This is a genomic window from Micromonospora sp. WMMA1996, from assembly GCF_002573675.1.
GTDB classification, from domain to species: domain Bacteria; phylum Actinomycetota; class Actinomycetes; order Mycobacteriales; family Micromonosporaceae; genus Micromonospora; species Micromonospora sediminicola.
Genome location: NZ_PDHU01000002.1, coordinates 59,424 through 75,337, shown reverse-complemented (window position 1 = coordinate 75,337; position 15,914 = coordinate 59,424). Strand labels below are relative to the sequence as shown.

The following is a 15,914-nucleotide window of genomic DNA, read 5'->3' as shown; positions in this document are numbered from 1 at the left end:
GGGTGGCGGTCGTGGTGCCCGCCCACGACGAGCAGGCGTTGTTACCCGGTTGCCTGACCTCTGTCCGCAGCGCGCTCCGTGGCCTGCCGGTGCCCTCCGAGGTGATCGTCGTCGCCGACGACTGCCGGGACGAGACGGCCGCCGTCGCCGCGGGTCTCGGCGCCGTGGTGGTGACGGTGCGGGCGCGAAGCGTCGGCCGTGCGCGCGCCGCCGGCATGGCACACGCGCTGCGTCACGGCCCGGACGGACTGTGGCTGCTCAGCACCGATGCGGACAGCCGCGTCCCCCGGCGGTGGGGCGACTGGCACCTGCGTCATGCCCGTGCCGGCGTCGACCTCCTGGTCGGTACGGTGCGGGTGGCCGACTGGGGTCCCCGCTCGGAGCTTGTCCGGACGCGCTTCGAGACGCGGTATCGACACGGTCTGAGCGGCACGGCCCACCGGCACGTGCACGGGGCGAACCTGGGGTGCGCCGCCACCGTCTACGAGCGTCTGGGCGGGTTCTCCGACCTGTTGCACGGCGAGGACCACGACCTCGTCGAGCGCGGCCGTCGGCGCGCCATGCGCGTCGTCGCCGACGCCGGCTGCCCGGTCCGGACCAGCGCCCGGCGTCGCAGTCGGGCCCCGCACGGCTTCGCCCGCTACCTCGACACCCTCGACGACCGGCTGCCGACCTGAGGCGTCACCAGGACGAGCGCGGGAAGGACGAGGCCGAGCGGTGGTGGGCTGCTCGCGCGCCGGTCTCGTCCCGGCGGAGCCGATCTGCGCCGGGTTCAGGCGCTCGCCGCGCCGACCTCCTCGTAGCGAACCGCGGACCGGGCAGCCCTGCGCCGGCAGGCTGGAACGGTCGGGCCGGCCACCGGTGCCACCGGGCCTCGCCGGCGCGGCCGTGCAGGTGGTCCGCCTCGACGATGGTGTCAGCCGGTCATCGCGTCCGCCGACCCCGTGATCATGACGGTACGGGCGGCGGCGTCCCCTACCCGAGGGCGAGCATCGCTTCGGCGACCTCGCCGACGGCGGCATCGGGGATCGCCGAAGCGGCCTCGTCGAGGATGAGCAGCCGTGCACCGGGAATCTCCTGTGCGATCGCCTCGCCGTTCCCGACGGGGAAGAACGCGTCCCGGCGGCCGTGCACGACAAGGGTCGGGACCTCGATCTCGGCCAGCCGCTCACGCCATCGGGGTGTGCAGTCGAGTCTGGAGAACACCATGCCCATCTGGTTGGCCATCTGGACCGGTGGTGCGGTGCTGGGCGTGCGGTCCCAGATGCGCGCGGCGACTGTTCGCGCGGCGGCGGGGTCGTCGCCGAGGATCTCCGCGCCGGCGGCGGCGAACGCCGCCACCGCTTCGCGGTCCGCCCAGTCGGGCAGGGGACGGGCGAACAGTCGGCTCGTCGTCGCCTGGTCGTGGTCGGGGAGGTCGTCGTCGGGCGGGCCGGGGGCGACAGCGCGGGTGCCGACCAGAGTGAGCGCCGAGAACGCGCCGGGATGGTCGAGCACGGCCACCTGGGCGACCATCCCGCCGACGCCGATCCCGGCGAGGTGCGCGGGTCCCGCGCCGAGCGCGTCAGCAAGGGCCGCCGCGTCGGCCGCGAGGTCGCGCAGGGTGTAGGCGGGCGCCTCCGGATCCCTGGTCGTCGAACGGCCGCTGTCGCGCAGGTCGTAACGCACCACCCGACGCCCACCGGCGGCGAGGCGCGCGCACAGCGCGTCGGGCCAGGAGAGCATCGTTGTTCCGCCGGCGAGCAGGACGAGTGGCGCGTCGTCGTCACCGAACGATTCGATGCCCAGGGTGATGTCGCCGACGTGGACGGTGGTCATCGGATCATCCGGAGGGATCATGCCGAGGTAGACCACGCTCGCCGCCGGAACTCATCGTTCGGATGTGCGTCCCGCCGCTCATCTTCCGGCACGCCGCGCCTGCCGACCCCGGCCTCCGCCGCCCACTGGACCTGGCACGGCGTGCCGCGCCGGACGCGTCGCGCCGGCCGCGGCGGCGCCGCTCCCCAGACAGCGGCCCGCGGCCGAGGACATCAGCGGCCGGGAGGACAGCACGACGACGTTTCCTCAGGCGAGGGCGAAGTAGCGCAACCACAGGTACGGCATCGCGAGCCCGACGGTGACCAGGGTGACGACCAGGCCGTAGCGGGTGAACTGCCAGAAGGTGATCCGCTGCCCGGCCCGTTCGGCGAGCCCGAGGACCACCACGTTGGCGGAGGCGCCGACGGCGGTGGCGTTGCCGCCCAGGTCGGCGCCCAGGGCGAGGGCCCACCACAGGACTCGGGACTGCCCCGCGTCGCCCTGGGCGTTGACCAGGTCGGCGACCACCGGACTCATGGTGGCGACGTACGGGATGTTGTCGACGAGCGCCGACAGCGCCGCGGAGCCCCACAGCAGGACCATCGAGGCGGGTAGCAGCCGGCCGTCGGTGACGTCGATCGCGGCGCGGGAGATCTGTTCGACCACGCCGGTGTTGACCAGCGCTCCCACCATGACGAACAGGCCGGCGAAGAAGACCAGCGTGGGCCACTCGACGTCGCGGCTGATCTCACCGGCGTCCAGGCGGGAGAGTGCGAGCAGCAGCAGGCCGCCGAGCAGCGCCACCACCGCCGGCTCCAGGTGCAGCGTGGTGTGCAGCACGAACGCGGCGGTGACCGCGCCGAGCACGGCCAGGCCGAGGACCAGCAGCCGCCGGTCCCGGATGGCGTCGCCCTCGTGCAGGGCGGCGATCTGGGCGGCCCGCTCCGGGTCGTAGCGGAACGCGTCGCGGAACAGCACCCGGCACAGGCCCAGGAACACCACCAGCAGCAGGGCGACGAACGGGGCCAGGTGGATGAGGAAGTCGTTGTAGCTCAGGCCGCCCCGGCTGCCGATGATGATGTTCGGCGGGTCGCCCACCAGCGTCGAGGTGCCGCCGATGTTCGAGGCCATCGCCTCGGCGATGAGGAACGGCACGGCCGGCACGCCGAGGCGCTCGCAGACCAGGAAGGTCACCGGCGCGATCAGCAGGACGGTGGTGACGTTGTCCAGCGCCGCCGATGCCACCGCGGTGATCACCACCAGGATCACCAGCACGCGGTACGGGCGGCCTCGGGCCCGCTTCGACGCCCAGACCGCCACGTACTCGAACCCGCCGGTGCGTTTGAGGACGGCGACGATGAGCATCATGCCGATCAGGAGGAAGATCACGTTCCAGTCGACGCCGGCGTCCTCGGAGAAGAACGCGTGCGCGGTGTCGGTCGCGCCGATCAGGAACATCACCGCCGCCCCGCCCAGCGCCGCGGCCACCCGGTGGACCTTCTCGGTGGCGATCAGCACGTAGGCGGCGGTGAAGACGGCCACGGCCGCCCAGGCAGTCGCGGTCATGCGGCGAGCATCCGGTCCAGCAGTGCGTCGAGCGTGATGCCGCCGATCATCGGCTCGCGGGGCGGCGCCACCGCGACCAGAGGGCTGCGCTTCTGGGCCATCACGGCGGCCACCTCCAGGACCGTGGCCTCGGGGCCGACCACAGGAGGCGCCAGCCGTTCCGGTGGTAGCAGGTCCGCGACCGACCGGCCCTCGGCTCCCCGCAGGAACATGTCGGCGGCCGGCTCGTCGATCATGCGGGCCAGGGTGGGGTCCTCCCGGCAGTAGCCCGGGATCACCAGTCGCAGCACCTGCGTGCCGGGCAGGACGGTCACCGGACGCCCGGCGGCGTCGACCACGATCAGGCCGGGCAGGTTGTGTCCGGCCAGGAGGCGGGCGGCCTCCAGGACCGAGGTGGCGACGGTGATGGTCGGGAAGGGAACGGCCAGGTCTCGGGCTCGCACGACAACTCCTGGGATTCGGTGGACGTGACGGTGGGTGGGCCGACCGGACTCGTCGGTGCTCCGATGATCATCCAGCCCGGGGGTGCGGGAGCCTGGAGACGCTCCGTGACCGGGTGGACGGCTCAGACACCGGGCTCGCGACCGACACTGCCGGCCCACTCCCGCCACCACTGGTCCTCGGTGGGCTCGCCGGCAGCCGCCACCAGGGCGGTGACGAGGCCCGCCGCGTCCGCGGAGGGGGCCACGCCCGCGGCGCGGACGAGGTCGCGGATCCGCTCGGTCCGTCCACGGACCACCTCCCCGACCAGGTCGCGTCCGGCCTCGGTGAGGGTCAGCCAGGCCACCCGCCGGTCGGTGGTGCCCTGCCGCCGGGCCACCAGGTCGCGCCGGACCAGCCGGTCGCAGGCGCGCGTCGCGGTCGACGGGTGGACCCCGAGCACGGTGGCGAGGTCCACCGTCCGCAGCGGTCCGCGTGCGGCCAGCAGCACCATCGTGCGGTACTGGGAGAGGGTCAGCTCCGTGTCGAGGCCGGCGAGCGTCCGCGCGGTGAAGCCCACCATCACCCGGCTCAGCGCGGCGAGTCGGGCGACGAGGGCCGACTCGGGGTCGGCCACCGGCGCCTCCGGCGGCATGTGGAGTTCCACCGCACAATGGTTGCATGGATACAGGAAAGGTGGCGGGGGTGGTCCTCGACCAGCGGGACGGATTCCGACGGCGCGCGATCGGGCGCTGGGAGCAGCTCAGCGCCGCCCCGCTGACCCTGCTGTCTGTGGTCTTCCTGGTCGCGTACGCGTGGCCCATCCTCGTGCCGCAGCTCTCCCGCCGGTGGGTGGTCGCCTGCGAGGCCACCGGTCTGACCATCTGGCTGCTCTTCTGGGTCGACCTGCTGGTGCGGTTCGCGCTCGCCGGTGACCGGCTGCGGTTCCTGCGTACCCACCTGTTCGACCTGACCGTGCTGGTGCTGCCGTTCCTGCGTCCGCTGCGGGCCCTCCGGCTGGTCACCGTCGTGCTGAACCTGACCCGGCGCACCACCGACTGGGCCCGTGGCCGCCTCGCCCTGTACGTCAGCGCCACGACCGTGCTGCTGGTGGTCGTGTCGGCGCTGGCGGTGCTCGACGCGGAACGGGCGGCGCCGGACGCCTCGATCACCTCGTTCACCGACGCCCTCTGGTGGGCCGCGGTGACGATCACGACGGTCGGGTACGGCGATCTCTTCCCGGTGACCACGGCGGGACGGCTGGTCGCGCTCGGCCTCATGGTCGGCGGGATCGGCCTGATCGGTTTCGTGACCGGGTCGCTCGCGACCTGGATCGTCGAGCGGGTCGCCGACCGGAACCGACCGGAGCCGGCCACGGCCGCCGACGTCGCCGCGCTGCGGGACGAGATCGCCGCGCTGCGGGCGAGGTTGGAATCGGGGTCCTCCGCCGCCGGGGTGCCTGATCGGCTCGCCGTCGATGACTGAGCCGGGGCGTTCCGCCGACTCCGGTCACCGGTCGTGGCTCGGACTGCCCGCGGCGTTGGCGCTCATCGCCGTCGTGCTGCTGGTCGACGTGGCGGCCGCCGCACACGCCGTACTCATCGGTTTCCTGGCCCTGGCCCCGCTGCTGGCCGCCGCCGTGGACACGCCGAGACGGACCGCCGTCGCGTCCGCCGCGGCGACGGCCGCCGCCGTCCTGGCCGGCCTGCCGAGCCAGACCCTCGGCAGCCTCGACCACGTCCTGCGGGTCGCGGTGGTCATCGCGGTCAGCGTCGCGGCACTCTACGTGGCCCGGGCCCGCACATCGCGCGAGGAGCGGATCCGGCGGATGAGCGAGATCGTGCGAGTCACCCAGAAGGCCATCCTGCGGGAGGTCCCACCCAGGATCGGCGACGTCGCGCTGGGCGCACGGTACGTCTCCGCGCAGCGGGGTGCGGGGGTGGGCGGGGACCTCTACGAGGTCGTACCGGGACCGGACCGGGTGCGCGTCATCATCGGTGACGTGTGCGGCAAGGGACTACCGGCGGTGCAGCTCGCCTCGGCGGTCATCGGCGCCTTCCGGCAGTCCGCGATCGTGCGTGACCGGCTGGAGGAGGTCGCCACGGATCTCGACGCCCTGGTCGCCCGGGAACCGAGGCCCGCCTACGGGGTCACCTTCGTCACGGCCGTGCTGCTGGAGGTCCGTGGGCCGGACCTGTGGGTGATGAGCTGCGGGCATCCCGTGCCGCTGCGACACCACCCCGGGCGTACCCCCGTTCCGCTCCACGAGAACGAGCCGGACCGGCCGCTGGGGCTGGGGGGCCGACGTACCCCGCCGCGGCACCACAGCTGGGCGACCGGCGACCGCCTGCTGCTCTACACCGACGGGCTGATCGAGGCGCGCGACGACGCCGGCCGGTTCTTCCCGCTGGGGCTGCTCGACCGTCCGCTGTCCGCCTCCTCCCTGCCGAAGGCGCTCGACGCGATCTGGCGCGCGGTGCGCACGCACGTCGGTGGTGAGCCCCGCGACGATCTCGCGCTGCTGCTGATCGAGCGGCTGCGGGACGCGGGCGGCGACGCCGGTCGGTAGCGGGCAGTCCCGTGTGAGGTCAGGCCAGCACGTCAGCGTTGACCGACGCGGTAGCCCTCACTGACGTGGGAACGTGGGCCGGGGTCGGTGAGGCGGTGACGGTGGGCGTGGACGGCGCGTCCGGGGTCGGCGAAGCCGGCGGGGAGACGGACGGGCTGGTGGGGGAGCCGGTGGAGCCGGTCGGGTCGGCCGTCGGTTCGCGGCCGGGGTCCGTCGGCGTCGGCAGCGACGGCGAGGAGGGGCGGCCGGTCGGTGATCCAGCCGAGGGCGACGCGCCCACCACCGACTCGTTCCCGGCTGGGTCCGATGGTGTCGGCGCGGGCGCGGCGTCGGAACCGGTGCGCCGGGGCGCCGGAATGTCCGCCCGGACCGGCGGCACGCGGCTCGTCGCCGGCTCGTCCGCGCCCGCGATGGTGACCAGCGCCGAGGATCTGCGGCAGGGCACGCCGTCGAGCGCGAAGCCGTCCGGACCGGATCGGGCCTTGTCGGAGTAGGTGCCGGACAGGGGCACGCGGACCTGCGACGAGGCGTCCAGCGCGACGGGGAGCCGCACGACCCGCCCCGACTGCCATCGGTCCAGCGGCGCGTCCAGATGCTGGCCCGGCGACAGCCGGAACGTCAGGACGGGCCGTCCGGTCGGCTGCCCGCCGGTCACCTCGACCCTGAGTTCGGCGTCGAAGCTGCCCTGCCGACGCTCGGCCGAGTACGCGACGGTGCAGCCGGTGGTCGTGTTCGGTGCCGCCTCCGGCGCGCCGTAGGCGTCCTGCGTCGAACCGGAACCGGGAAGCTGGGCGACGAACACGGCGCCCGCCAGGACCGAGGGAAGCGCACCCACCAGCACGGCACGCCGAACCTTCGTCCGGCGGGGGGCCCCGAGGGTCACGGGGGTCGTGGGTCGGGGGTCCGGGCGTGCGTCGGCGGCCGGACGCAGCCGCATCACGTCGGGGATGGCCGCGGTGGCGAGCACTTGCGCGACCCTGTCCGCGCTCGGCCGCTCGGCGGGATCGGGTGCGAGGCAACGAAGGCGCAGGTCCTCGACGGCCTCGGGTACCCCCTCGATGCAGAGCGTCGCCTCGCGGTCGGCCCGGTCCGGGCGGGCCGGCGGTCGCCCGGTGAGGCACTCGGTGAGCAGGAGGCCGAGGGCGTAGACGTCGCAGGCGGGCACCGCCGGCTCGCCGCGCAGTTGCTCCGGGGACATGTACGAGGGGGTGCCGCGGATCTCGCCCCGGCTGTCGACGGTGGCGGCGCCGACGGCGAGCGCCACGCCGAGGTCGACGAGTTTCGCTCCCTCCGGCGCGAGCAGCACGTTGCCGGGCTTGACGTCGCGATGCACCAGTCCGGCCCCGTGGATCGCGGCGAGCCCGGCCGCCACCTCCGCGCAGAGCCGGCCGCCGGCGGGCCACCCCGGCGGCCCGGCCCGGCGCAACCGGTCGGCGAGCGTCTCGCCGTCGACGTACTGCAGCACCAGGAAGGGCACGCGCCGCAGGCCCGACAGCCGGGCCTCACCGTAGTCGTAGACCGCGGCGACGTTCGGGTGGTCCAGTCGCGCCGCGGCTCGTGCCTCGCGGCGCACGGCCCCGCGCCACCCGCGGTCCTCCGCGATGCCGGGGGCGAGCAGCTTGACCGCGACCGTCCGGTCGAGCAACTGGTCCACCGCCTGCCAGACGACGGCCGAGCCGCCCCGGCCGACCTGCCGTACCAGCCGGTAGCGGTCCGCTAGAACCCGCATCGCTCACCTCCTCGACGGTCGGTCCGGCCGTCTCGATCTCCGCGGCGTACGTTGCCCTCCTACCCGGGTCTCTAGCAGGAAAAACGGGAGGGCGAGAAGGCGGATGTGTCGGTGCTGTATCTCGACACCGAGCATCGGTTGCCGGCGTACGACGACATCCGGGTGGGCGGCACGGGCCTGGCCCGGGTGAGTCTCAACCGGCGGGTGGTGGCGCCGTCGCCGGCACCGGCGACGCCCCCTGCGACCAGCCCGGCGCCGCTGCCCCTGGTCCGGTAGCTGTCCTCGGGATCGCCGGCGCCGGGGGGCCGGTGTGCGACGCTCAGCCGCCCTCGTGGACCCCGCCCTCCTCGGGATCGACGATCGCGGGCGGCGGCGCGATGGGGGTCAACGAAGCGGCAACCGGCGCCGGACCGGTGATCCGCTGGCCGTTGCCGAAGTCGAAGGTCACCGTGGCGTTCTGCCCCGAACGCAGTGACTCGTCCAGCCCGACAAGCGCGAAGTAGCGGCCGGACTGTTCGTTGAACCGCACGAAGCTCAGCGGCGGGAGGTCGATGCGTGCCGGCTGCCGAGATCCCGGCGGGACGGAACCCGGTGAGCCGGAGGCCGACGGACGGCTCGGTGTGGACGAGGCGGTGGGTGGCAGCTTGCCGCTGGTCCCGACCATGACGACCTCCCGGGCATCCTCGCTGGTCACGGTGACCGTGACGGGACGCTTGGAGTCGTTGTAGAGCACGGCGTAGAGCGGGGCGTCGCCGCCGGCCGGGTAGCCGCCGACGCCCGGGTACGCGAGAAGCAGGCCCCGGACGGCGTATTCGGCGTTGTCGCTGCTGAGGTTGACGCCCTGGATGGACGGGTCCTTCTGGGCGGTCTCCGCGATCTGCCCCGCCCCGCACGCGGTGAGCAGCAGACTGCTGGTGGCCAGCACGGCCACGAGCGCGGTCCGCAGCCGGCTGCGGGATGCCCGCGTCACACCGTGGGACGTCCGGGACCGGCGGCCCGACCGGGCCGCGCTCATCAGGGGCGCTCCCAGAAGTCGGGTCCGATGGGCGCCTGGTAGTCGGAGGACGCGACGAAGAAGCCCTCGTCGTCCACCTCGATGGGTAGTTGCGGCAGCGGCCGGTTGGCGGGGCCGAAGACGGGCCGGGCGTTGTCGGTGATCAGGAACTGGGACTGGTGGCACGGGCAGAGCAGACGGTTCGTCTGTTGCTCGTAGAGGCTGGCGGGGCAGCCGGCGTGGGTGCAGATCTTGGAGTAGGCGATGAAGTCGCCCCACATCCAGTCCTGCTTGCCGGCCTCCCGGTTGTTCTCCCGCGCCACGAGCGCGTCCTGGGCCCGTAGGTGGATGAGCAGGGTGACGGAGTCCGCGTACTCGTTGCTGACGCCGCGTGGGATGCCGGGGAAGGCGGTGACCTGGCCGCCGGGCAGGATGTCCGGCGGCCGGATCGGCCGTCCGTCCTCGCGCACGAGGCGGATCCGGGTGACCACGCCGTTGTCGTCGGCCGGGGCGAAGCCGGTGCGGAACAGTTCCCGGTCGTCGTGGGGGTCGCGGATCAGACCGCCGACCAGGGGAGCGGCGGTGACCACCCCGACCGGAAGCAGTCCCGCGAGCAGGGACACCCCGAGCAGCGGGCGTCGCCGGACACCGAGCTCGTCGGCCAGGTAGAGCATGGTCTGACCGGTGACGCGCCGATCCTCCGCCGAGGAGGGCTGGTCGTGCCGGTCCTGGATCGACACCTCCTTGGGCAGCAGCCTCTTGCCCCACACCAGGACACCGAAGCCCACCGCGAGCAGCGCGACGCCGAGGGTCAGCCCGAGAAGCGGGGTGTAGTACTCCTCGATGCCGCCGACCAGGCGGTAGCGCCACGGCCACCAGATGTAGACGACCAGGAACAGCGTGGCCGACAGACCCGCCGCCAGGAACAACGCTGCCACCGTCCGGCTCACCCGCCGCTCGGCCTTGGAGCCGGCGGCCACCTGCGGCTCGTAGTGGACGATCTCGATGTCGTCCCGGCGTGCGCCCTCCCGGACGATCGCGAACCGCGGCAGCGTCGGATCGTGGACGTCGACCCGTTCCGTGCGCCCGGTCATGACTTGCCCGCGATCCACAGGCTGGCGAACACCAGGGCGACGACACCGACCAGGAAGATCGCCAGCCCTTCGGTGGACGGGCCGTAGCGGCCCAGGTTGAACCCACCGGGGTCGCGGTCGTCCTGCACGACCTGCTGGATGTAGGCGATGATGTCGTTCTTCTGCTCGGGGGTGAGCTGGCTGTCGCCGAACACCGGCATGTTCTGCGGGCCGCTGAGCATGGCGGCGTAGATGGTGCGGTCCGACGCCGGATACAGGCTGGGCGCGTACTTGCCGGAGGAGAGTGCCCCGCCGCCACCACCGAACGCGTGACACTGGGAGCAGTTGATCCGGAACAGCTCCCCGCCCCGGGCCAGATCGGCCGCCTCGGCCCGGCCGCCGACCGTGTCGGGAACCACCGGTCCGCCGCCCAGCTCCTGGACGTACGCGGCCAGTTGCCGGATCTCCTCGTCGCTGTACTGCGGCGGCTTGCGCATCGCCTGGGCCTCCTGCCGCGCCAGCGGCATCCGGCCGGTGCCGACCTGGAACTCGACGGAGGCGGCGCCCACGCCCACCAGGCTCGGTCCCCGTCCCTCCACGCCGCCGCCGTTGCGACCGTGGCAGGTGATGCACCCGACGTCGAACAGCGCCTCACCCTCCGCCGCGGCGCCGCTGAACCGGTCCGCGTCCTGTGCGCGAGCGGCCGGCGCGAGAGCCGCGTACGTGCCACCGGCCAGGGCGAGCGCGGCCAGCAGCCGGACGGCGGCGCTGACCCGGCGGCGGGCGCGGGCCCCGGACCCAGGTTGGGTGCGCGGCGACCGGTCGGGCCGGCGGAAAGGATCGAGACGCATGGTCGTCCTTCTGGCGGTCGGCTGGAGTTCTGCACGGAATACGTCAAACGGGCCGGAAATCAGCGTATGGGACCGAGCTGGTGGACGTCGTCGCTTCCGCCACTGTCGCCGGCGGTCACTGTCAGAGGTGCTCCTGCCGCCACCGGCTGACCGCCTGCTCGGCCGTCTCCTCCTCGTGCCGCAGGGACGCCTTGATCCTGCGACGGGCGGCGGCGCCGGTGAACCTGTCGATCACGATGAGGGCGATCAGGACCGCCACCAGCGCACCCAGTGCGGCGAGGGGCGTGACGAGTGTCGCCGGCCAGCTCAGCAGACCCACGATGACGGCGGTGCCCAGCCTGGTGGGCCGTACCCGGCGGAAGGTGCGCGCGACCACCGCGATCTCGGTCAGCAGGAACAGGGCGACCCCGCCGTAGAGGGCGACCACTCCGGCCCAGCTCAGCGGCTCGACGAGGATCTCGGCCACCGCTTCGAGGACGAACTTGAGTCCGAGCGCGACGGTGATGATGCTCATGATCATCAGCAGGTGGAGGTAGGTGAAGACGTCGCGGGCCAGGGGGATCCGCCGCACGTCCCGGGTGCCGTGCATGGCCTGCTCCACGCTGGGCGCCAGAGTGTCGAAGTGCAGCCACCACAGGGCCGCGAGCAGCAGGATGCCGAGGGCGGACCCGGCGATAACCGGTCCGGACAGCGCGAGACGCTCGAACCGGCCCGGCCCGAGCCCCAGCGAGATGACCGCCTCGCCGAGCGCGATCAGCACGATCAGGGAGTGCCGTTCGGCCCAGTGCCCGGCCGAGGCCACCGCCCACCTGGAATAGGGCAGGAAGAGCCCGACCGAGTACTCGGCCAGGAGCGCGGCGGTCCACAGCCCGAGACGGGCGTCGACGCGTACGTCCGGCGGGGCCCACCACGCGGCCGTGGCGGCGAGGACGACGAGGAGGGCCGCCACCGCCGGCGGCGCGGAGACCAGCGCCAGTTGTCGCCGGGCCTGGCCGGCGCCGGTGAGGACGGGCAGGAACGCGACAAGCGTGAGTCCGCGCAGCACCAGGTACGCGAGCGCGAACACGACCGGCCCCGCCAGGTCGTGGAGCTGGTTCTGGAAGGCCTGCGGGATGGTGATCGCCAGCACGAACGTGGTGGCGGTGATGCCGAGCCCGAAGACCGGCAGGATTCCCTTTGTCGATGCGGACGAGGTTGCCCAGGGCGGCCAGCGCGGTCCAGCACCACCAGAGCAGCGCCAGCACCAATCACCCGGCCACCACCGATCTCGGCGTCGGGTGGGTGGACACCAGGCCGGTCACGTTGAGGAAGGCGAAGACGAAGACCAGATCGAAGAACAACTCCAGTCGGGTGACCCGCGTTCCCGGCACGATCGGCGTCAACCAGCGCGACTGCCGCACGGACGTGGGAGCACTCACCGCACCAGTCTCGCCGCCCTCCGGTGAGGTCGCCCGAATTTCGGCGAAGCACGCAACGACGCCGGTCGGTCGGGCCAGGGTCAGCGGGTCGCGGCCGTCGGCGTCACATTCGTGCCGCGGGTGTCGGCCCCACGTCGATAGGTGACCGCCACGCGTTGGCCCGGTTCGACGGTACGGAGGGCGCCGAGGAACGCCTCCAGCGTGTCGGTGCGGTCGCCGGCCAACTCGGTGACGATGTCCCCGGGCCGCAGGCCCGCTACCGCCGCCGGACCGTCGGGCGCGACGTCCCGGACGAGCACCCCCCGGTCGGTGGCGGCGCCGAGCGACCGCGCGATCTGCGGTGTCAGCCGGGCCACCGCCAGCCCGAGGTACGGCTGGGTGACCTTGCCGTCGTCCAGCAGGTCGTCGGCGATGTCGAGGGCCGTGGCGGCGGGAATCGCGAATCCGATGGACACCGCCCCGGTCTGCGGCGGGAGGTACGCGTCGTTGATCCCGACCACCCGGCCGGAGTAGTCGGCGAGCGCGCCGCCGGAGTTGCCGGGGGAGATGGCGGCGTCGGTCTGGATCAGGTCGACCAGGGCGTTGCCCTGATTCGCCGAACCCGGAATCTCCCGACCGACGCCGGAGACGATGCCGGCGGTGACGCTGTTGAGGAAACCGAGCGGGCTGCCGAGTGCCACGACCGGCTCGCCGGGCGGCGGCAGCTCGGTGCGCAGCGGCGCGGGCGGCAGGTCGGTGCGTTCCGCGCGGAGGACGGCGAGGTCGGTGACGGCGTCGACGGCGACCACCCGCGCGGGCACCCGGCTTCCGTCGGCGAGCGCCAGCTCCACGTCCTTGCGGTCACCCACGACGTGTTCGTTCGTGAGGACCAGCCCGCCGTCGCGGAAGACCACGCCGGAGCCGAGGCCCTGATCGGTGCGGACGGTGACCACCGAGGGTTGCAGCCGCGCGACCACCTGTGGCAGTCCGGCAGCGGACGGCGCGGACGAGACCGCCGACGGGGCGGCGGGCGTCGCCGCGGCGTCGCCGTCCGCCGTGCAGCCGACTGTCGTGGCCAGCAGCGCCACGCCGCCGATGAGCGCCGCCCAGCGCGATCGAGGTGCCACGTCTCTGCCCTCCCGGGTGCTCAGCGGCGACGGTCGTTCCGGCGCCTCCGCGGGCCGCTACCCGGCGCCCCTGCCGGCAAACGCCGGCAGGGGCGATCCGGCTGGTTGTCACGGTGCTCAGAACCGATCGTCAGGACCCCGTCGTACGCGACGGGTCACGAACCGGTGCCGCCCGACGGGGTGCCGGCCCCCGCGGCTCCTTCCCCGTCCACGAGGAGGAACTGCTCGTCGCGGTACGGCTGGTAGGCGTTGATGTCGCCGCCGAGCTCGCGGTCGGCGGCGACGTCGTTGTAGGCGAACCGGCGGACGACGCCGGTCACCTGCGTCTGCGTGCCCAGGTCCACGTTCATCGGATCCGGAGCGACCACCAGCACCGAGTCGTCGCCGCAGCGGGCGGCGTCGATCACGAAGACCGCGGGAGCGATGATCCGGGTCACCTCGCCGCTGACCGTTACCGGCTTGCCGAGGTACGACTCGTCGCTGAAGTAGTCGCCGCTGGCGTTGGTGGTGGCGGGCAGGTCGGCCGTACCGGACGTGGTGACGGCCGGCGTGGCGTCCCGGTCGTCGTTCCCGCATCCGGCCGTCAGCAGCGACGACGTCAGCAGGACGGCGGCCAGGGTACGAGAGGTCGCGCGTCGAATGGTCATGGTGATCTCCTTTCGTCCGACCGTGCTCACCCGGCCGCTACCCCTGCGGGGAGCGATCACGCCACCGGCCCGTGCCGATGTGTCCCGCGTGGGGTTCTTGTCACAGGGACGGGTGCAGATCGTCACGGAGCTGTCGTATTGGCGAAGAAACCCTGGGGGTAGGGCGTGAGGAACGCCGATCGAGTGAGGAGACGAGTCATGACCTACCCGTGGTTCTTTCCGGAGGGACTGCCCGCGCTGTTCCACGACGGCCCGGCCGCGAACGACACCCGGTTGGCCTGCCGGGTGGTCGAGCAGCTGAGTGGTGACCCGCTGCTGCGCCACGAGCGCATCTGTGTGGAGGCGCAGAACCGGGTGGTCATCCTGGAGGGACGGGTGGGCTCGGCCGACGCGGCGGCCCGTGCCCGGGCTCTCGCCTGGAGCGTGCCCGGGGTGCACGATGTCAACGTCAGGGTGTACGTGGTGTGACGTCGCCAGGCGAGGACGACAGGAGAGAGCGGATGGCAGTGGACCCCAACGGTCGGGACCTGAAGGCGTTCCTCGCCGCCGATCCCGACGCTCCGGTGGTGATGCTCAACCTGCTGCGCTTCGCCGAGGGCGGGCGGGAGTCCTACGAGCGGTACGGCGCCGCCCTGCAGGAGACGTTCCTGCCCCGCTACGGCGGCGAGGTGCTCTACGCCGGCGACGGTGGACCGGCGCTGGTGGCGGAGGAGGGGCAGGCGTGGGACGCGGTGCTGCTGGTGCGTTATCCGAGCCGGTCGGCGTTCAGCCGGATGGTGGCCGACCCGGAGTACCAGGAGGTGACCCGGTGGCGCACGGAGGCGCTGAAGGAGGCCGTCCTGCAACCCACGGTGGCCTAGGACCGCGGGATGAGCCGGAGACGGCCGGCACGGCTGGGGCGACACCCGCGAACGGGCCGGTGGCGCGGGTCGCTGCCGGCCCTGTCCGTGGCGGTCCTGCTCGCCACCGGCTGCGCCGGCGAGCCGGAGCACACGGGGCCGTCGCCGGAGCCGACCCCCACCGTCCGGCTGGGCACGGTCGCCCGGGCCGAGGTGGGCGCGCGTCTCACCGTGACGGCGACGGTGGAGCGCGTCATCACCGGCGGCGCGTTCGTCGTGCGCGACGTCGACTTCACCGACGGGACGCTGCTGGTGCTGTCCACCGATCCGGTCACCGCGGAACCGCCGCAGTTGGTGACCGTGAGCGGTACCGTCGTCGATTTCTCGTACCGTGACCTGTCCGACCGCTACCGGCTCGGGCCCGCCGGTGCGTACCGGGAGTTCGAGGGTGGTCGGGCGCTCGTCGCCGAGCAGGTGACCGGCTGGAATTGACGGTCAGTTGTCGAGTCGGTCACGCAGGTCGTCGACCTGCTGCTGGAGCCGGTCCACCGCGCCCTCGTTGTTGAGGAACGTGGTGATGCCCGCGCCGAGCGCCAGCCCGAGCAGCAGGGCGATCACACTGAGCACGAGGCCGCCGATCGCCACGCCGCGGCCGGTGACTCCCGGCCGGGCGGCCATCTTGAGGCCGACGATGCCCAGGACGACGCCGACGATGGCGAGGACCACGCCGATCCAGGCGAGGATGGCGGTGAGCACGCTGAACAGCGCGGCCACGCCGAACACGAGGGCGAGCGCGGCGGCCGTGCTGGTCTTGGCCGCCGTACCGGATCGGGTCCGGCCGGCGCGGGTCGAGGCGTCGGCCCCGCGGGCCGGTTCGCTGGACGCGGTCATGGTGCTCCCTCCAC

The 15,914-nt window shown here is 73.2% G+C and carries 20 protein-coding genes; 7 read left to right on the top strand and 13 right to left on the bottom strand.

The window, feature by feature from the left end; translation table 11 throughout:
• Positions 1-2: 2 nt before the first annotated feature.
• Positions 3-677, top strand: coding sequence for a glycosyltransferase (locus tag COO58_RS19285; protein ID WP_218012402.1), 675 nt, complete (start codon positions 3-5; stop codon positions 675-677).
• Between the two features lie 298 nt (positions 678-975).
• On the opposite strand, the gene COO58_RS19280 is transcribed toward COO58_RS19285, so the two are convergent.
• The 4 genes from COO58_RS19280 to COO58_RS19265 all read right to left on the bottom strand — a co-directional run bounded on the left by COO58_RS19280 (position 976) and on the right by COO58_RS19265 (position 4,438).
• Positions 976-1,818, bottom strand: a complete 843-nt coding sequence (locus COO58_RS19280; protein ID WP_098746564.1) for an alpha/beta fold hydrolase — start codon at positions 1,816-1,818, stop codon at positions 976-978.
• 246 nt (positions 1,819-2,064) lie between these two features.
• On the bottom strand, positions 2,065-3,363 hold the full coding sequence (locus tag COO58_RS19275; protein ID WP_098745268.1) for an ArsB/NhaD family transporter: 1,299 nt from the start codon (positions 3,361-3,363) through the stop codon (positions 2,065-2,067).
• On the bottom strand, positions 3,360-3,806 hold the full coding sequence (locus COO58_RS19270) for a CBS domain-containing protein (protein WP_091573785.1): 447 nt from the start codon (positions 3,804-3,806) through the stop codon (positions 3,360-3,362). The genes COO58_RS19275 and COO58_RS19270 overlap by 4 nt, the downstream gene beginning before the upstream one ends.
• A gap of 122 nt (positions 3,807-3,928) precedes the next feature.
• Complete coding sequence (locus COO58_RS19265) at positions 3,929-4,438, bottom strand: MarR family winged helix-turn-helix transcriptional regulator (RefSeq protein ID WP_098745266.1); 510 nt, start codon at positions 4,436-4,438, stop codon at positions 3,929-3,931.
• A 26-nt stretch (positions 4,439-4,464) separates the two neighbouring features.
• Between COO58_RS19265 and COO58_RS19260 the strand changes: the two genes are divergently transcribed.
• Entirely contained in the window at positions 4,465-5,268 is an 804-nt protein-coding gene (locus tag COO58_RS19260) for a potassium channel family protein (protein WP_098746563.1), read from the top strand.
• Positions 5,261-6,352: a PP2C family protein-serine/threonine phosphatase gene (locus tag COO58_RS19255; protein WP_098746562.1), complete on the top strand. Its 1,092-nt coding sequence runs from the start codon at positions 5,261-5,263 to the stop codon at positions 6,350-6,352. The genes COO58_RS19260 and COO58_RS19255 overlap by 8 nt, the downstream gene beginning before the upstream one ends.
• A 19-nt stretch (positions 6,353-6,371) precedes the next feature.
• Here the strand turns inward: COO58_RS19255 and COO58_RS19250 are convergent, their stop codons facing one another.
• Positions 6,372-8,081 carry a serine/threonine-protein kinase gene (locus tag COO58_RS19250; protein WP_098746561.1) on the bottom strand — a complete coding sequence of 570 codons (1,710 nt, stop codon included), beginning with the start codon at positions 8,079-8,081 and terminating at the stop codon, positions 6,372-6,374.
• Between the two features lie 105 nt (positions 8,082-8,186).
• On the opposite strand from COO58_RS19250, the gene COO58_RS30295 reads away from it, so the two are divergent.
• Positions 8,187-8,357, top strand: coding sequence for a hypothetical protein (locus tag COO58_RS30295; RefSeq protein ID WP_176558903.1), 171 nt, complete (start codon positions 8,187-8,189; stop codon positions 8,355-8,357).
• Between the two features lie 43 nt (positions 8,358-8,400).
• Here the strand turns inward: COO58_RS30295 and COO58_RS19245 are convergent, their stop codons facing one another.
• From COO58_RS19245 to COO58_RS19220, 7 genes are all read right to left on the bottom strand, one after another.
• Positions 8,401-9,051, bottom strand: a complete 651-nt coding sequence (locus COO58_RS19245; RefSeq protein WP_098746646.1) for a hypothetical protein — start codon at positions 9,049-9,051, stop codon at positions 8,401-8,403.
• 44 nt (positions 9,052-9,095) lie between these two features.
• Entirely contained in the window at positions 9,096-10,169 is a 1,074-nt protein-coding gene (locus COO58_RS19240; RefSeq protein ID WP_098746559.1) for a ubiquinol-cytochrome c reductase iron-sulfur subunit, read from the bottom strand.
• Complete coding sequence (locus COO58_RS19235) at positions 10,166-10,999, bottom strand: c-type cytochrome (RefSeq protein ID WP_098746557.1); 834 nt, start codon at positions 10,997-10,999, stop codon at positions 10,166-10,168. Before COO58_RS19235 ends, COO58_RS19240 begins: the two co-directional genes overlap by 4 nt.
• 121 nt (positions 11,000-11,120) lie before the next feature.
• Positions 11,121-12,167 (bottom strand): low temperature requirement protein A, encoded by a 1,047-nt coding sequence (locus tag COO58_RS19230; protein ID WP_255292717.1) that lies wholly within the window; start codon positions 12,165-12,167, stop codon positions 11,121-11,123.
• A 79-nt stretch (positions 12,168-12,246) separates the two neighbouring features.
• Positions 12,247-12,417, bottom strand: coding sequence for a low temperature requirement protein A (locus tag COO58_RS29960; RefSeq protein WP_176558902.1), 171 nt, complete (start codon positions 12,415-12,417; stop codon positions 12,247-12,249).
• Positions 12,418-12,497: 80 nt separating this feature from the next.
• The gene (locus COO58_RS19225) at positions 12,498-13,523 is read right to left on the bottom strand and encodes a S1C family serine protease (RefSeq protein WP_098746553.1); all 1,026 of its coding nucleotides are present in this window, start codon (positions 13,521-13,523) and stop codon (positions 12,498-12,500) included.
• Between the two features lie 155 nt (positions 13,524-13,678).
• Positions 13,679-14,170 carry a hypothetical protein gene (locus tag COO58_RS19220; RefSeq protein ID WP_141561930.1) on the bottom strand — a complete coding sequence of 164 codons (492 nt, stop codon included), beginning with the start codon at positions 14,168-14,170 and terminating at the stop codon, positions 13,679-13,681.
• A gap of 198 nt (positions 14,171-14,368) precedes the next feature.
• Here COO58_RS19220 and COO58_RS19215 point away from each other — a divergent pair, with 198 nt between their 5' ends.
• The 3 genes from COO58_RS19215 to COO58_RS19205 are packed head-to-tail and all read left to right on the top strand — an operon-like array spanning position 14,369 to position 15,501.
• Entirely contained in the window at positions 14,369-14,638 is a 270-nt protein-coding gene (locus COO58_RS19215; protein ID WP_098746548.1) for a BON domain-containing protein, read from the top strand.
• 32 nt (positions 14,639-14,670) lie between these two features.
• Positions 14,671-15,030 carry a DUF1330 domain-containing protein gene (locus COO58_RS19210; RefSeq protein WP_098746546.1) on the top strand — a complete coding sequence of 120 codons (360 nt, stop codon included), beginning with the start codon at positions 14,671-14,673 and terminating at the stop codon, positions 15,028-15,030.
• A gap of 9 nt (positions 15,031-15,039) precedes the next feature.
• Complete coding sequence (locus COO58_RS19205) at positions 15,040-15,501, top strand: hypothetical protein (protein WP_141561929.1); 462 nt, start codon at positions 15,040-15,042, stop codon at positions 15,499-15,501.
• A 3-nt stretch (positions 15,502-15,504) separates the two neighbouring features.
• Here the strand turns inward: COO58_RS19205 and COO58_RS19200 are convergent, their stop codons facing one another.
• Positions 15,505-15,900 carry a DUF4190 domain-containing protein gene (locus tag COO58_RS19200; protein ID WP_098746542.1) on the bottom strand — a complete coding sequence of 132 codons (396 nt, stop codon included), beginning with the start codon at positions 15,898-15,900 and terminating at the stop codon, positions 15,505-15,507.
• Positions 15,901-15,914 lie beyond the last annotated feature (14 nt).

Bases quoted from the DNA above. Each gene is read 5' to 3' on its own strand.
- COO58_RS19255 (WP_098746562.1), top strand. From the start codon at position 5,261: ATGACTGAGCCGGGGCGTTCCGCCGACTCCGGTCACCGGTCGTGGCTC.
- COO58_RS19210 (WP_098746546.1), top strand. From the start codon at position 14,671: ATGGCAGTGGACCCCAACGGTCGGGACCTGAAGGCGTTCCTCGCCGCC.
- COO58_RS19265 (WP_098745266.1), bottom strand. From the start codon at position 4,438: ATGCCGCCGGAGGCGCCGGTGGCCGACCCCGAGTCGGCCCTCGTCGCC.
- COO58_RS19260 (WP_098746563.1), top strand. From the start codon at position 4,465: ATGGATACAGGAAAGGTGGCGGGGGTGGTCCTCGACCAGCGGGACGGA.
- COO58_RS19200 (WP_098746542.1), bottom strand. From the start codon at position 15,900: ATGACCGCGTCCAGCGAACCGGCCCGCGGGGCCGACGCCTCGACCCGC.
- COO58_RS19250 (WP_098746561.1), bottom strand. From the start codon at position 8,081: ATGCGGGTTCTAGCGGACCGCTACCGGCTGGTACGGCAGGTCGGCCGG.
- COO58_RS19280 (WP_098746564.1), bottom strand. From the start codon at position 1,818: ATGACCACCGTCCACGTCGGCGACATCACCCTGGGCATCGAATCGTTC.
- COO58_RS19205 (WP_141561929.1), top strand. From the start codon at position 15,040: ATGAGCCGGAGACGGCCGGCACGGCTGGGGCGACACCCGCGAACGGGC.
- COO58_RS19275 (WP_098745268.1), bottom strand. From the start codon at position 3,363: ATGACCGCGACTGCCTGGGCGGCCGTGGCCGTCTTCACCGCCGCCTAC.
- COO58_RS19215 (WP_098746548.1), top strand. From the start codon at position 14,369: ATGACCTACCCGTGGTTCTTTCCGGAGGGACTGCCCGCGCTGTTCCAC.
- COO58_RS19235 (WP_098746557.1), bottom strand. From the start codon at position 10,999: ATGCGTCTCGATCCTTTCCGCCGGCCCGACCGGTCGCCGCGCACCCAA.
- COO58_RS19240 (WP_098746559.1), bottom strand. From the start codon at position 10,169: ATGACCGGGCGCACGGAACGGGTCGACGTCCACGATCCGACGCTGCCG.
- COO58_RS19220 (WP_141561930.1), bottom strand. From the start codon at position 14,170: ATGACCATTCGACGCGCGACCTCTCGTACCCTGGCCGCCGTCCTGCTG.